The organism is Cellulomonas sp. Root485, from assembly GCF_001426705.1.
GTDB lineage: Bacteria > Actinomycetota > Actinomycetes > Actinomycetales > Cellulomonadaceae > Cellulomonas.
Genome location: NZ_LMFC01000005.1, coordinates 31,357 through 44,664 on the forward strand (window position 1 = coordinate 31,357; position 13,308 = coordinate 44,664).

A 13,308-nucleotide genomic window follows, 5' to 3' on the forward strand; every position below is an offset into this window, starting at 1 on the left:
TCCCGGGAGGACCCCATGGCTGTTCCGCACTTCGACCCCGCCAGCCTCACGAACGCCGCGAACGACACGTTCACCGTGCGCCGCGTGTTCGGGGAGGCGTACGAGCGCAACGGCACCCTGGTCATCCCCGTCGCGCGGCTCTGGGGCGGGACCGGGTCCGGGTCCGGCGGGGGCGAGATGGGGGTGCCGTCGTCCGACGCCGCGGGCGAGATCCCGCGCGCCGGGGGCCAGGAGGGGCACGGCGGTGGCGGCGGCTACGGGGTGCACGTCAAGGCCGTGGGCGTGTTCGTCGTCGACGAGACCGGCGCACACTGGCAGCCCGCGCTGGACCTCAACCGGGTCATCCTCGGCGGTCAGCTGGTGGGCGCCGTCGTCCTGAGCGTGTTCGCGCTCGCGTGGGCGGTCAAGCGGCACCATTAGCCAGCCGGTCGGTCGGTCGGTGCTCGCGGGTGCTCGCTAGCCCGCGGCGCGGGGGCGGAGCTCGAGCGAGTCGACGCGGGTCGCCACCAGCTCGACACCCGCCAGCGCGGCGTTGACCTGCGCCAGCACGGCGTCGAGGCCTGCGCGATCCAGGCCGCCGACCAGCCCGACCACGACCGCGACCTCCGCGCGCGTGCCGGGAACCGCGTCCACGGTCACCACGCAAGGCACCGGCGCCACGGCGGCGACGATCGCGTCCCGTACCTGCGGGTCGACGCCGTCGCCGGTGACCGCCGGACGCCACCGCTCCTGCTGCGCGAGCGCCCACACGGCCGGCCGCGGGACGAGCGCCGTCGTGGGACCGCCGGGGTCGACGACGAGCACCTCCCAGCCCTCGGTCACCGCCGAGAGAGCAGCGCGCGCGACGTCGGACGGCACGGGTCGGGCGTCCGCCCGCCACGCGGCCATCGTCGCGACGGAGGTGAACACCGGCAGGGCCGTCCGACCGTCGGGCGCCTGGAGCGCGACGATGCCCGCCGACGCCTCCTTGTCCACGGTGTGCTCGTGGCCGCCGTGCACGATGACGTCCTCCACCTCCAGCTCGGCGAGAACCGGGACGAGCACCCGGGTGCCGGCGAGGGCGTCGACCAGCGCGGCGACCGTTCCCGAGCCGTCCCGGAGCGCGTCGAGCGCCGCAGCGACCGCGGGATCGGCGGTGCCGTCGTCACCCGCGAACGGGGACGACGGAGGGAGCTCGCGTCCCGTCACGGGCGGCCGGCGACGTCCAGCGCCTCGGGCAGAGTGAACGCACCCGCGTAGAGCGCCTTGCCGACGATCGCGCCCTCGACGCCCAGCGGCACGAGAGTGCGCAGGACGCGCAGGTCCTCGAGGCTCGAGACGCCGCCGGACGCGATCACGGGGGCGCTGGTGCGGGCGCACATCTGCTGCAGCAGCTCGACGTTCGGGCCGTTGAGCATGCCGTCCTTGTTGACGTCGGTGACGACGTAGCGGGAGCACCCGGCGTCCTCGAGGCGGGCGAGCACCTCCCAGAGGTCCCCGCCGTCCTTCGTCCAGCCGCGCGCGGCGAGCGTCGTGCCGCGCACGTCGAGCCCGACCGCGATCTGCTCGCCGAACGACCCGATGACACGGGCGGTCCACTCCGGGTTCTCCAGGGCGGCCGTCCCGAGGTTGATCCGGGTCGCTCCTGTGCCGAGCGCGCGCTCGACCGAGGCGTCGTCGCGGATCCCGCCCGACAGCTCGACCTTGACGCCCTGGCCGACGAGCTCGGCGGTCACCTCGGCGAGCAGGTCGGCGTTGGACCCGCGGCCGAACGCGGCGTCGAGGTCGACGAGGTGGATCCACTCCGCCCCGCCCGCGGACCAGTCGAGGGCGGCCGACAGCGGGTCGCCGTAGCCCGTCTCGGTGCCGGCGGCGCCCTGGGTCAGGCGGACGGCCTGGCCGTCGGCGACGTCGACGGCGGGCAGCAGCTCGAGGCGGTCGGTCATGCGGTCACTCCGGTGATCTCGGGGGCGAGGGAAGGCAGGGACGAGACCCAGCGGGCGAGCACGGTGGCGCCGGCGTCGCCGGACGACTCGGGCCGGATCAGGAGCGCCACCAGCGGGCCGTTCTCGACGGCGACGACGAAGCGGTCGTCGCCGGTCGACCAGGTGACGAGCGGGACCACGAGACGGGTGTCCGCCGGCCAGTCGTCGAGCAGCGGGAAGGTGCGGGGAGCGTGAGCGACCGCAACGTCGAAGCGGGCGTCCTGGAGCCCGTCGAACAGAGTCGACCCGGCGGGTGCCTGCACCGCGATCCCGTCTGCCGAGACGTCGACGGGGTCCACGGACCCGGCCCACTCCCCCAGCCCGTCGACCACCGCGCAGCCGTGGGAGACCTCGGTGAACATCACGTGCATGCCGACGCCGACGGCGAGGACCGCGCGACCGCCCGCCAGCCGCCGGTCGACGACCTGGTCGGCGCCGAGCGCACGCAGCGCGGGCATCACGTCGATGGCCGGCGCGCTCCCCGCGATCACCAGGCCGTCGGCGACGAGGGCGGTCCGCTTGTCGCCGGTGACGACGACCTGCGCACCGGCGTCGGTCAGCGCCTGAGCCAAGGGTGCGTGGTCGTCGGCGCCGTGGTCGAGCACGACGACGAGGGGCTGAGCGGGCACCCGGACACGGTACCCGCGGCCGGGGGGCGCCCACGACGGACACCGGTCCGCGAGACGGGTGTCCCGCGGACCGGTGTCAGTCAGCCGATCACGAGGCGGTGCAGGTCAGCGCCAGGGATCCGGGCGCCGATCCGTTGCCGACGAACCCGAAGGACGTCGACGCGCCGCCGCCGAGCAGCCCGTTGTGCGGGGCGTTGGCCACGGTCACGTTCGAGCCGGACTGCGCGACCACGCCGTTCCAGAGGTTGTTGATCGTCTGCCCGGAGGGGAACGCCCACCTGACCGACCAGCGGCTGAGCGTCGCGGAGCCGGTGTTCTTCACCGTGACCGCGCTCTGGAACCCGCCCTGCCAGGAACCGGTGATCGCGGCTGTCGCGGTGCAGCCGGCGGTCCCGGGATTCGGCGGCGTGGTGGGGTTGCTGGTGGGCGTCGGGTTCTGCGTCGGCTGCGTGCCGCCCGTGGTGACCGAGAAGTTGTTCACGGCCAGGCCGGCGCCCCCGATCCACGGCTCGAAGCCCGCCTGGATGCTGGTGAGGTACCAGCTGTTCGACCCCAGTCCCCGGCTGACGACGTCGTTCCAGAACGAGCTGACCGAGAAGCTCAGCGAGCTGGTGGACTGCTGACGGACGTACGAGATGACGTTCCAGCCGATGTTGCCCGACCAGACGTCCCACGTCGCACCCGCGATGTTCGCCGTCCCGATGCGAGAGCCGATCGGTTGGATCGACCCGACGCGGTTGAGCCAGACCATCACCTCGGCGCCGTCGTTCTGCCCGGTCGTGGTGCTCGGACGCGACTTGTTGAACCAGATGTCGTAGGCCGCGTCGTAGGTACCGCTGCTCGGGTAGCTCATGCTCACGCTCGTGGAGATCCCGGCGAACCTCGAGTCGGAAGCCTGCAGACCGTTCGGGCTCAGGATGTTGCCGCTGGTGCTGCAGCTGCCGTAGTGGCAGCCGTAGTAGACCGCCGGATAGGACTTCGGTGCACCGTTCGTCGCGACTGAGCCGTCGGCCTGCGTCACCCTGAAGCCGCTGCTCGTGACGTCGATGCACTGGGTGGCGCTGGTGCCCCATCGGTTGTTCATGACGATGTAGCGGCCGCCCTGGATCGACGCGCTGCCCCACTGGTCGCAGAGCACGGGTGCCGCCGACGCCAGCTGGGCGGCGGCCACCCCCGACATCCCGAGCAACGAACAGAGGAGGGCGATCAGGACGGCAGAGCGGCGTCGACGAGTCATGTCCGCGATGCAACCACCGGCTCGGGTTGGTGGCGAGAGACGAAACGATTCCGTCTTTACCGCTACAACCGTCTACTTGCGCTTCGCCGAGCTCGCGATCGTGCGCATCGCCTGCCACCGGGACATCCCGACGCTGGTGACCACACCGTCGACGTCTCCGGCCTGGACGGACCCGAGGAGCAGGTCCTCCAGGACCGGCGGTGCGTCGGACAGCACCAGCCCGGCGGGGAGGTCACCGTCGCGCTCCCCGCTCGCCCAGCGGGACGCGGTGATCTGTCCCTCGCGCCGCTCCAGCAGGATCACCGGGACCGTCCGCAGCAGCTTCGAGATCGCCGCCGCCCCGTCCGCCGCCGCCCGCGGGTCGCGCAGCGCCGCGATGGCGCCGATCGACGTCGGCACGACGTCGACCTCGACCTTCGCGATCGCGCACGCGGCGGCGAGCGGTGCCGGGGCCGCCACCTGCGTGATCACCAGGACGACCGACGGGTCCTCCGCCGGGCCGTCCAGCAGCGAGGAGAGGTCGTCGGGGACCTCGAAGTCGCCGGGCAGGTCGTCGTCGGCCATCACAGCGCGCCCTTCGTCGACGGGATGCCCTCCACGCGGGGGTCGAGCGCGACCGCGAACCGCAGCGCGCGGGCGAGCGCCTTGAACTGCGCCTCCACGATGTGGTGCGGGTCCCGGCCGGCGAGCACGCGGACGTGGATGCTGAACGCTGCGTGGTGCGCGATCGACTCGAGCACGTGCCGGGTCAGCGAGCCCGTGAAGTGCCCGCCGATCAGGTGGTACTCCTGACCGGGAGGCTCCCCCGTGTGCACGAGGTAGGGCCGGCCGGACACGTCGACGACGGCCTGCGCGAGCGCCTCGTCGAGCGGCACCGTGGCGTCGCCGAACCGCGAGATGCCGCGCTTGTCGCCCAGCGCCTGACGCAGCGCCTCGCCGATCGTGATCGCGACGTCCTCGACGGTGTGGTGCGCGTCGATGTCGGTGTCGCCCGTGGCCTTGACCGTGAGGTCGATGAGCGAGTGCTTGCCCAGGGCGGTGAGCATGTGGTCGTAGAACGGCACGGTGGTCGAGATGTCCGTGCGGCCGGTGCCGTCGAGGTCGAGCTCGACCAGCACGCTCGACTCGCTCGTCGCGCGCTCGATCCGTGCGGTACGCCCAGCGTTCTTGGGGCTCACAGTCCTGCCACCTCACTCAGGGCGTCCTGGAACGCCGTCATGTCCTGCGGTGTGCCGACCGACACCCGCAGCCACCCGTCCGGTCCGACCTCGCGGATCAGGACCCCGCGGTCGAGCAGACCCTGCCAGATCGCGTGGCGGTCGTCGAACAGGCCGAACAGCACGAAGTTCGCGTCGGACTCCGCGACCGTCAGGCCGCGCTCCTTCAGCCAGACCACGAGGGCGTCACGCTCGTCGCGCAGCGACCCGATCTGCGCCATCAGCGCGGGCGCGTGCCGCAGCGCCGCCCGGGCGACCGCCTGGGTCACGGCCGACAGGTGGTACGGGAGCCGGACGACCCGGAGCGCGTCGACCAGGGCCGGTGACGCAGCGAGGTAGCCGACCCGCGCGCCGGCCAGGCCGAACGCCTTCGACATGGTCCGGCTGACCGCGAGGTGCGGGTGGTCGGGGAGCAGCTCGAGGGCGGACGGCACGCCGGTGCGACGGAACTCGCCGTAGGCCTCGTCGACGACGACCACGCAGCCGCCCGGGACCTGTGCCGCCGCGTCGAGCACGGCGAGCACCGTCTGCGCCGGCAGCGCCGTCCCCGTCGGGTTGTTGGGGCTGGCCAGGAGCACGACCGACGGCGTGTGCTCGGCGATCGCGGCCCGCGCGACGTCGGGGTCGAGTCCGAAGTCCGCCTCGCGACGGCCCGCGACCCAGCCGGTGAACGTGTCCCGGGCGTACTCGGGGTACATCGAGTACGTGGGTGCGAAGGAGAGCACCGTGCGACCCGGACCACCGAACGCCTGCAGGACGTGGAGCATGATCTCGTTCGAGCCGTTGGCGGCCCAGACCTGCTCGGTCGTCAGCTCCACGCCGGACTCGACCCGCAGGTAGGCCGCGAGGTCGGCCCGGAGAGCCTCGAAGTCGCGGTCGGGGTAGCGGTTCAGCCCCGCGGAGGCCTGTGCGACGGCCTCCGCGATGTCGGCGACGACGTCCGGCGCCGGCGCGTACGGGTTCTCGTTGACGTTGAGCAGGTGCGGCACGTCGAGCTGCGGGGCGCCGTAGGGCTCGAGGCCGACGAGGTCCGGGCGCAGCGGCAGGATGCCGTTCGGCTGCTCGGTGTCGAGATCAGAGGTCACCCGCCGAGTCTAGGGAGCGGTCGCCGACGCCTGTCGCGCTGTCCACGTCGCCAGCCGGGCCAGGCCCTCGTCCAGCCCGATGCGCGGCGTCCAGCCGAGCGCCTCGCGCGTGCGCCGCTGGTCGAACCAGTGCGCGGTCGAGAGCTGCTCGGCGACGAACCGGGTCAGCGGTGGCTCGCCCGGCAGCGGGAGCGTGCGCCACGCGGCGTCGAGCACCGTGCCCACGCCGCGCGCCAAGACGGCGGGCACGTGCCGGCGCGGCACCGGTACGCCGCTGGCCGCGCAGATCCCGGCGAGGAGCTCGACCACCGGCCGCGGTTCCCCGTTGGTGACGACGTAGGGCGCGCCGTACACCGCCACGTCGGCGTGCAGGGCTGCGACCAGGGCGTCCACCGCGTTGTCGACGTAGGTCGTGTCGATGAGCGCGGCGCCGTCGCCCAGCACCGGCAGCCGGCCGGCCCGCGCGCGCTCCACGATGCGTCCGATCAGCTGCGTGTCCCCCGGCCCCCAGACGAGATGTGGCCGGACTGCGATCACGCGCAGGCCTGCCGGGTCGTCCGCCGCGAGCGCGAGGAGCTCGCCGGCCGCCTTGGTCCGCGCGTAGCTGTCGCGGGCATGCCCGGGGTCGGCGGGGCCCGCGCCCGCACCCGCGAGCGAGCGGCCGACGTGCGCGACCGACGGCGACGAGACGTGCACGAACCGCCCGACGCCGGCCTTCCGCGCCTCGTCGAGCAGCAGGCGCGTCCCGCCGACGTTGACCTCCTCGAACTGGGCGAACGGTCCGGTGATCGTCACCTTGGCCGCCAGGTGCACGACGGCCTCCCGGTCGCGCACGGCCCCACGGACGGCCACCGGATCGGTGACCGACCCCGTCACGTCCTGCGCACCCGTGACGAGAGACGGGCTCCGTTGGAGGGTGCGGACGTCGTGACCGTCGGCGACCAGCCGTTCGGCGACCGCCCGACCGAGCATCCCGCTCGCTCCCGTGACCAGGACACGGGTCACAACCGTGCCCGCTCGCCCGCCAGCACCCGCTCGGCCCACGCCGCGACGCGGGTCCGATCGATCTTCGAGCTGTGCCGGACGTCCGTCGGCAGGTGCTCCACCACGAGCACCGCGGCGACGTCGGTGCCGTCCAGCGCCCCGCGGACCGCCGCAGCCAGCGCGGGCTCCGCGACGACCGGACCGTGCGAGAACACCTCCGGCTGGACGACGACGACGACCTGCTGCGCGCCGCGCGGCCCGACTCCGACCACCGCGGCAGACACCACCGAGTCGACCGTCTGCGCCCGCTGCTCCAGCCCCACGGGTGTCCGCACACCGTCCGCGGTCACCAGCACGTGCGCGAGCCTGCCCTCGATCCAGAGCCGCCCGTCGTCGTCGAGATGCCCGACGTCACCGGTCCGGTGCCAGCCGAGGTCCCGGGACGACGCCTGCTGCGTCAGCCAGAGCCCGTCGTACCGCTCCTTGACGTGCGCCGCCGCCACGAGCACCTCGCCCGTGATGCCGGGGAGCTCGTCGGGCTCTCCCGTCGGCTCACCGTCGGCGTCGAGCGCGCTGAGCGCGACCCGGACGCCGGCGACGGGCGTCCCGACGCACACGCCGTCACCGGTGCCGACGGCGCGGAGCTCGTCGAGCGACACGTCGGCGACGACGAGCGCCTCGGTCATGCCGTAGGGCGTGTGCGCCTCGGCGGCGGGCATCAGCGTCGCCGCGGCCTCGAGCAGGTCGATACCGACGGGTGCGCCGGCCGACAGGAACAGCCGGACGCCCGCGAGCGCCGGGAGCTCCGAGCCGTCGGCTGTGCGGACGACCGACCGCAGGGCTGCGGGTGATGCGAAGACCACCGCTGCGTCGACCGCGCGGACGGCCTCGGCCAGCGCGCGGGCCGTGAGGGTGCCAGGCGCGGTGACGTCCATGTCGGGGCTCGCGCTCGTCGCACCCAGTGCGGGGCCGAGCAGGACGAACGGCGCGAACGCCGCGACGAGAGGGCTGTCCGGACCGATGCCGTAGGTGCGTGCGACGACGTCGCGCATCGCCGCGAGCCGGCGGTGCGTGTAGACGACGCCCTTGGCCGGACCGGTCGACCCCGACGTGAACAGGACCGCGGCGTCGGCGTCCGGCTCGGGCCAGGGAAGGTCGGCGGTGGAGGCGCGACCGAGGGCGGCGAGGTCGTCCAGCGACGCGTCGACACGAAGGCTCCGGGCCACCCCCGCCCGCAGCGGTCCGGCACTGACCAGCGTCGGAGCCCAGCGCAGCCACCGCGCGGCGACCAGCGCCCGCTCGATCCCGATGACGACCGTCGGGTCCGCCGCGCGCACCGCCCTGGTCAGGCCCTGGACACCGAGCCCGGCATCGGCGACGACGACGACAGCCCCGAGCCGGAGGCACGCGTACAGCACCGCGGTCAGGTCCGCTCCCGGCGGTACCAGGAGGGCGACCCGGTCCCCCGGTCGTACGCCGCTCGCCGCGAGGCCCTTGGCCAGCTGGTCCGTCCGGGCCGCGAGCGCCGCCCACGTCACCCGGCGCGACCGCGGGCCGGCCAGCTCGATCAGCGCGGTGCCGTCGTCGTCGGCCCGCTCCACCAGGGTGGTGCCGAGGGCTCGGTACGGCGCGTCGGACGGCTCGGGGGGCGTGGCGGCATCGCGCGCGTCGAGCCAGCCCAGGATCGCCCCCGCGACGTCCTCGTCCTCGACCACCAGGTGGCCCGCACCCTCGAAGCGGTGCACGTCCGCGTGCGGCAGCCGCTCGCGCAGGTCCCGCAGGTAGCGCGCCGAGAACACCGGGTCCCGCGGACCCCACAGCAGCAGCGCCGGCACGTCGAGCGCGCGCACGCCGGCGGCGATCCGCTCCAGCTCCGGCCGGCTCGGGTGGTCGGCAGTGGCGGGGATGTCGGCGACGAACCCACCGATGCCCGAGCGCCGGTCGGCCGTGCGGTACGGCGCGCGGAATCCCTCGGCGACAGCAGGCTCCAGACGGGGGTGCGCGAGCGCGAGCGTGGTCTCCAGGAACGCCGGGGTGGTGACGGTGCCCACCGGCAGGACGCCGCGGGCCGTCGCCACCCGCAGCGCGGCGGGCATGGCGTCGTCGACCTCGTGGTGCACCGCGGTGTTGGTGAGCACGACGCCCGCCAGCAGGTCCGGGTGGTCGAGCGCCCAGCCGAGGCTGACGAGCCCACCCCAGTCGTGCCCGACCGTCACGACGGGCCCGACGAGCCCGAGGCGGTCGGTGAGCGCGCCGAGGTCGGCGACCCGGTCGGACAGGCGGTGCTGCTCGCCGGTCCGCTCCGAGTACCCCATCTCGAGCTGGTCCACGGCGATCACGCGCCACGGACGCTCCGCTCGCGCACCGGCCGCCACGAGCCGGCGCCACAGGAACGACCAGGTCGGGTTGCCGTGCACGCACAGCAGGGTGCCGACGGGGTCGGCGTCGAGCGTCGGCCCGTTGTCGAGCAGGTGCCACGACCGCGGTCCCACGTCGACGGTCCGCGACCAGCGGGGATCGATCCCCCCGGCCGCGAGGACGTCCACGGGAGGGCGCGACGCCGCGGTCACCAGACGATCTCGGCCATCGCGGTGTGCAGGCCGGAGCCGACGCCCATGCACAGCACCCGGTCCCCCGTGCGCAGGGAGTCCGCCTGGTCCGCCAGGGTCATCGGCAGCGCGGCCGGCCCGACGTTGCCCCAGCGCGGGAAGGTCGTGGGCACCTTGTCGACGTCCAGGCCCAGCGCCTCGACGATCGAGCGGGTGTGCACGGAGGAGACCTGGTGCGTGACGATCCGGTCCACGCCCGCCCAGTCCCACTCGGGCTGTGCCTCGTTCCAGGCGTCGACCACCAGCTCGAGGCCGCCGGCCAGGAGCCCCGCGGGATCCGTCTTCATCCCCTCGACGCCACCGACGCACAACTCGTGGTGCTGCGTGGCGGAGCGCGCGACCCCACCGACCAGCCGGTGCGCACCCGGGTGCTCGTGCGCCGGGCCGAGGACGGCGGCGGCGGCGCCCGCACCGAGCGTCAGGGTCGCGAACTCCTCGAGGAACTGCTCGCGGGTGGTGTCCGGCGCGGTCAGCCGGTCCAGGGTGGCCTCCTGCGTCGGACGCGGGTCCTCGCCGTTGACGATGACCGCGTACCGGATCTGCCCCGAGTCGATCAGCTGCGCCGCGAGCGTCATGCCGTTGACGAAGCCGAGGCACGCGTTGGTCAGGTCGAAGCCGAGCGCGCTCGACGGCAGCGACAGGCCGGAGTGGATGCGGGACGCGACCGACGGTTCGAGGAACGTCCTGGTCACGGAGGTGTTGATGAGCAGTCCGACGTCGCCCGCGTCGATCCCGGCCTCGGCGAGCGCCTTCGCCCCGGCGGCGGTGGCCGCGTCGTCGAACGTCATCTCCTCGTCCCACCAGCGGCGCTCGTGCACGCCGGCCACCCGGGAGAGCAGGCCGCTCGGCAGCCGCAGCCGCTTCAGGGTGGGTGCGAGGCGCTCGTCGAACACCGTCGACGGGACGACGACCGGCGCCTCGATGCCGACGACGGCCAGGAGCGCGACGTCACGGTGGCGGAACGTCGCGTTGCCTGTCACAGGCTGTCCTCTCGACGAAGGTGAAGGGCGCGGGCACGTGCGGCGGCGCGTTCTCGGCGCGCTGGCTCGTGGATGGGATACCTCAGAATCTGGCCCGCACCGCCTCGCCGTGGGCGGGGAGTCCTTCGGCGTCCGCGAGCGCGACGATCTTGTCCGCGACCTCGGCGAGCGCGTCCGCGTCGTACTCGATCACCTGGACGGCGCGCAGGAACGAGTGCACCCCGAGGCCGCTGGCGAAGTGCGCGCAGCCCCCGGTCGGGAGCACGTGGTTGGACCCGGCCATGTAGTCGCCGAGCGAGACCGGTGAGTAGGCGCCGACGAAGATCGCCCCGGCACTGGTGACCCGCTCGGCCAGCTCGGCCGCACCGACCGTCTGGATCTCCAGGTGCTCCGCGCCGTAGGCATTGACCACGTCGAGGCCCTGCTCCAGGTCGTCGACGAGCACGATGGCGGACTGCTCGCCGCGCAGCGCCGTGGTGACGCGGCCCCGGTGCATGGTGGCGTCCACCCGGTCGATGAGCTTGGCCTCGACCGCTCCCGCGAGCTCGACCGACGGCGTGACCAGGACGGCGGCGGCCAGCGGGTCGTGCTCGGCCTGGGAGACGAGGTCCGCGGCGACGTGGTTCGCGTCCGCCGTGCCGTCGGCCAGGATGGCGATCTCGGTCGGTCCCGCCTCGGCGTCGATGCCGACGATCCCGCGCACCAGCCGCTTCGCCGCGGCGACGTAGACGTTGCCGGGGCCGGTCACGACGTCGACCGGCTCGCAGAGCGTCTCGCCGTCCACGTCGTCGGTGCCGGCCGCACCGTAGGCGAACATCCCGACCGCCTGGGCACCGCCGACGGCGTACACCTCGTCGATGTCGAGGAGAGCGCAGGTGGCCAGCACCACCGGGTCGGGCAGGCCGCCCTGGTCCTTCTGCGGAGGCGACGCCACGGCGAGCGAACCGACGCCGGCCGCCTGCGCGGCGACGACGTTCATGACCACCGACGACGGGTACACGGCCAGCCCGCCGGGGACGTAGAGGCCGACGCGACGGACGGGCACCCACCGCTGGCGGACCTGCGCGCCGGGGGCGAGCTCGACGGTGAAGTCGGCGGGCCGCTGGGCGCCGTGCACCTGGCGGACACGCCGGATGGTCTCCTCGAGCGCCGACCGGACCTCCGGGTCGAGCACCCCGACCGCGGCGGCGATCACGTCGGCAGGAACCCGAAGGTGCGTCGGACGGACCCCGTCGAACCGCTCGGCCAGGTCGCGCAGCTCGGCGGCGCCACGCGTGCGGACGGCGGCCAGGAGGGGCGCCACGATCTCGGCGGCGTGCTCGACGTCGACCTCAGCACGGGGGAGCTCCTCGAGGAGCTCACGGCGCGAGAGGGTGCGACCGCGCAGGTCGATGCGGGTGATCACGTTCCCGAGCATAGGACGGAGACCTCGACGCGGCCTGACCACGACCAACCGGCGGGCCGTGCGCTGCGCCACAGTCCCGGAGGGAGGCAGACTGCTCCCATGACTGCTCCCTCGGGCGAGGTGCCCATCTCCGACGACTCGATCCGGCTCGGCCAGTTCCTCAAGCTGGCCGACCTCGCCGACTCCGGGGCGCACGCCCGCGCGCTGCTCGAGGACGGGGCGGTCACCGTCAACGGTGAGGACGAGACCCGACGCGGCCGACAGCTGGTCAAGGGCGACGTGGTCGAGGTGGACCTGCCGACGGGCTACAAGGAGGCTACGGTCGGCTGACCGTCACGCCTCCCGGTAGCGCGGCAGGGCGGCCGCGAACAGGTCGTCCCACCCCCGGACCGGTCGTCCGGCGACGTGGTCGTCGAGCTGGTCGAGGGAGGCGTGCCAGCCGCCGCCGTAGCCGCGGGCGGCTGCCTCCTCCAGGTCGAGGTGCTCGAGCACGAGGACGGCGCCGTCGCCGTCCGGGCGGATGTCGACGCTCACCCGGCTCGCCGCCTCCCCCGGGAACTCCCATCCGATCACCAGCCGGCGCGGCGCCTCGCACTCGACGACGTCACCGACCGCGTTCTGCGGCGACCCGGCGACGTCGTCGCCCATCCGCAGCTCGTACCGACCACCGACGACGAGGTCGCCGTAGACCGGGCCGAGCCAGCGAGCCAGCCGGTCCGGATCGGTGACCGACGACCACAGGTCCTCGGGTGTCGTCGCGTAGTGCCGCTCGAAGCGGACCGTCACGCCGTTCGGGGTCGGGGTCAGCACGCCCCACACGTCAGTCGTCATCTCGGCTCCTCCGCCCGCGGGCGATCTCGGTCTCCAGCGCGTCCAGGTGCCCGACCCAGAACCGGCGGATGCCGCTCGCCCAGGCCTCGACCTGGTCGAACGCCTCGGGCCGGACCGAGTACAGCCTGACCGCGCCCTGCGGCACCGAGTCCACGACGCCTGCCTCACGCAGCACGCGCAGGTGGCGCGACGCGGCGGGCTGGCTGATGCCGAACTCCGCCCCGACCGCGGTCGCCAGCTGACCGGCGCTGCGCTCTCCGTCGGAGAGCAGCTCGACGAGCCGCCGCCGGACCGGGTCCCCCAGTGCATCCATCACCTGCATGCGACTCATATTTCCACTGTGGGTTATATAACGCAAGTGGTAAAT

General features: G+C 73.8%; 15 protein-coding genes. 2 read left to right on the top strand and 13 right to left on the bottom strand.

Annotated features, from left to right (window positions below; all coding sequences use genetic code 11):
- Positions 1–15: 15 nt before the first annotated feature.
- The gene (locus tag ASD16_RS19575; protein ID WP_055921881.1) at positions 16–420 is read left to right on the top strand and encodes a spore germination protein GerW family protein; all 405 of its coding nucleotides are present in this window, start codon (positions 16–18) and stop codon (positions 418–420) included.
- 36 nt (positions 421–456) lie between these two features.
- On the opposite strand, the gene ASD16_RS19580 is transcribed toward ASD16_RS19575, so the two are convergent.
- The 11 genes from ASD16_RS19580 to hisD form a co-directional block, all read right to left on the bottom strand.
- Complete coding sequence (locus tag ASD16_RS19580; RefSeq protein WP_055921884.1) at positions 457–1,188, bottom strand: SseB family protein; 732 nt, start codon at positions 1,186–1,188, stop codon at positions 457–459.
- Positions 1,185–1,925, bottom strand: coding sequence for a bifunctional 1-(5-phosphoribosyl)-5-((5-phosphoribosylamino)methylideneamino)imidazole-4-carboxamide isomerase/phosphoribosylanthranilate isomerase PriA (gene priA, locus ASD16_RS19585; RefSeq protein WP_055921887.1), 741 nt, complete (start codon positions 1,923–1,925; stop codon positions 1,185–1,187). Before priA ends, ASD16_RS19580 begins: the two co-directional genes overlap by 4 nt.
- Positions 1,922–2,593: a hypothetical protein gene (locus ASD16_RS19590; protein WP_055921890.1), complete on the bottom strand. Its 672-nt coding sequence runs from the start codon at positions 2,591–2,593 to the stop codon at positions 1,922–1,924. The genes priA and ASD16_RS19590 overlap by 4 nt, the downstream gene beginning before the upstream one ends.
- A gap of 88 nt (positions 2,594–2,681) precedes the next feature.
- Entirely contained in the window at positions 2,682–3,830 is a 1,149-nt protein-coding gene (locus ASD16_RS19595) for a cellulose binding domain-containing protein (RefSeq protein WP_055921895.1), read from the bottom strand.
- A 72-nt stretch (positions 3,831–3,902) separates the two neighbouring features.
- Complete coding sequence (locus ASD16_RS19600; protein ID WP_055921898.1) at positions 3,903–4,394, bottom strand: hypothetical protein; 492 nt, start codon at positions 4,392–4,394, stop codon at positions 3,903–3,905.
- Positions 4,394–5,008: an imidazoleglycerol-phosphate dehydratase HisB gene (hisB, locus tag ASD16_RS19605; RefSeq protein ID WP_055921901.1), complete on the bottom strand. Its 615-nt coding sequence runs from the start codon at positions 5,006–5,008 to the stop codon at positions 4,394–4,396. The genes ASD16_RS19600 and hisB overlap by 1 nt, the downstream gene beginning before the upstream one ends.
- Positions 5,005–6,132, bottom strand: a complete 1,128-nt coding sequence (locus tag ASD16_RS19610; RefSeq protein WP_055921904.1) for a histidinol-phosphate transaminase — start codon at positions 6,130–6,132, stop codon at positions 5,005–5,007. Before ASD16_RS19610 ends, hisB begins: the two co-directional genes overlap by 4 nt.
- 9 nt (positions 6,133–6,141) lie before the next feature.
- Complete coding sequence (locus ASD16_RS19615) at positions 6,142–7,137, bottom strand: NAD(P)-dependent oxidoreductase (RefSeq protein ID WP_255356376.1); 996 nt, start codon at positions 7,135–7,137, stop codon at positions 6,142–6,144.
- Positions 7,134–9,686, bottom strand: a complete 2,553-nt coding sequence (locus tag ASD16_RS19620) for an alpha/beta fold hydrolase (RefSeq protein WP_235523450.1) — start codon at positions 9,684–9,686, stop codon at positions 7,134–7,136. Before ASD16_RS19620 ends, ASD16_RS19615 begins: the two co-directional genes overlap by 4 nt.
- The gene (locus ASD16_RS19625; RefSeq protein WP_055921906.1) at positions 9,683–10,705 is read right to left on the bottom strand and encodes a 3-oxoacyl-ACP synthase III; all 1,023 of its coding nucleotides are present in this window, start codon (positions 10,703–10,705) and stop codon (positions 9,683–9,685) included. Before ASD16_RS19625 ends, ASD16_RS19620 begins: the two co-directional genes overlap by 4 nt.
- 82 nt (positions 10,706–10,787) lie before the next feature.
- Complete coding sequence (gene hisD, locus ASD16_RS19630; RefSeq protein ID WP_055922493.1) at positions 10,788–12,110, bottom strand: histidinol dehydrogenase; 1,323 nt, start codon at positions 12,108–12,110, stop codon at positions 10,788–10,790.
- A 99-nt stretch (positions 12,111–12,209) separates the two neighbouring features.
- On the opposite strand from hisD, the gene ASD16_RS19635 reads away from it, so the two are divergent.
- Positions 12,210–12,440 carry an RNA-binding S4 domain-containing protein gene (locus ASD16_RS19635; RefSeq protein WP_055921910.1) on the top strand — a complete coding sequence of 77 codons (231 nt, stop codon included), beginning with the start codon at positions 12,210–12,212 and terminating at the stop codon, positions 12,438–12,440.
- Between the two features lie 3 nt (positions 12,441–12,443).
- Here ASD16_RS19635 and ASD16_RS19640 read toward each other — a convergent pair whose 3' ends face one another.
- Both ASD16_RS19640 and ASD16_RS19645 read right to left on the bottom strand, forming a co-directional pair.
- Positions 12,444–12,941, bottom strand: a complete 498-nt coding sequence (locus tag ASD16_RS19640) for an SRPBCC family protein (RefSeq protein WP_055921914.1) — start codon at positions 12,939–12,941, stop codon at positions 12,444–12,446.
- On the bottom strand, positions 12,931–13,254 hold the full coding sequence (locus ASD16_RS19645; RefSeq protein ID WP_235523452.1) for a helix-turn-helix transcriptional regulator: 324 nt from the start codon (positions 13,252–13,254) through the stop codon (positions 12,931–12,933). Before ASD16_RS19645 ends, ASD16_RS19640 begins: the two co-directional genes overlap by 11 nt.
- Between the last annotated feature and the right edge of the window lie 54 nt (positions 13,255–13,308).

Coding starts and splice junctions, on each gene's coding strand:
- ASD16_RS19575 (WP_055921881.1), top strand. CDS start 16: ATGGCTGTTCCGCACTTCGACCCCGCCAGCCTCACGAACGCCGCGAAC.
- priA (WP_055921887.1), bottom strand. CDS start 1,925: ATGACCGACCGCCTCGAGCTGCTGCCCGCCGTCGACGTCGCCGACGGC.
- ASD16_RS19595 (WP_055921895.1), bottom strand. CDS start 3,830: ATGACTCGTCGACGCCGCTCTGCCGTCCTGATCGCCCTCCTCTGTTCG.
- ASD16_RS19600 (WP_055921898.1), bottom strand. CDS start 4,394: ATGGCCGACGACGACCTGCCCGGCGACTTCGAGGTCCCCGACGACCTC.
- ASD16_RS19635 (WP_055921910.1), top strand. CDS start 12,210: ATGACTGCTCCCTCGGGCGAGGTGCCCATCTCCGACGACTCGATCCGG.
- ASD16_RS19640 (WP_055921914.1), bottom strand. CDS start 12,941: ATGACGACTGACGTGTGGGGCGTGCTGACCCCGACCCCGAACGGCGTG.
- ASD16_RS19645 (WP_235523452.1), bottom strand. CDS start 13,254: ATGGATGCACTGGGGGACCCGGTCCGGCGGCGGCTCGTCGAGCTGCTC.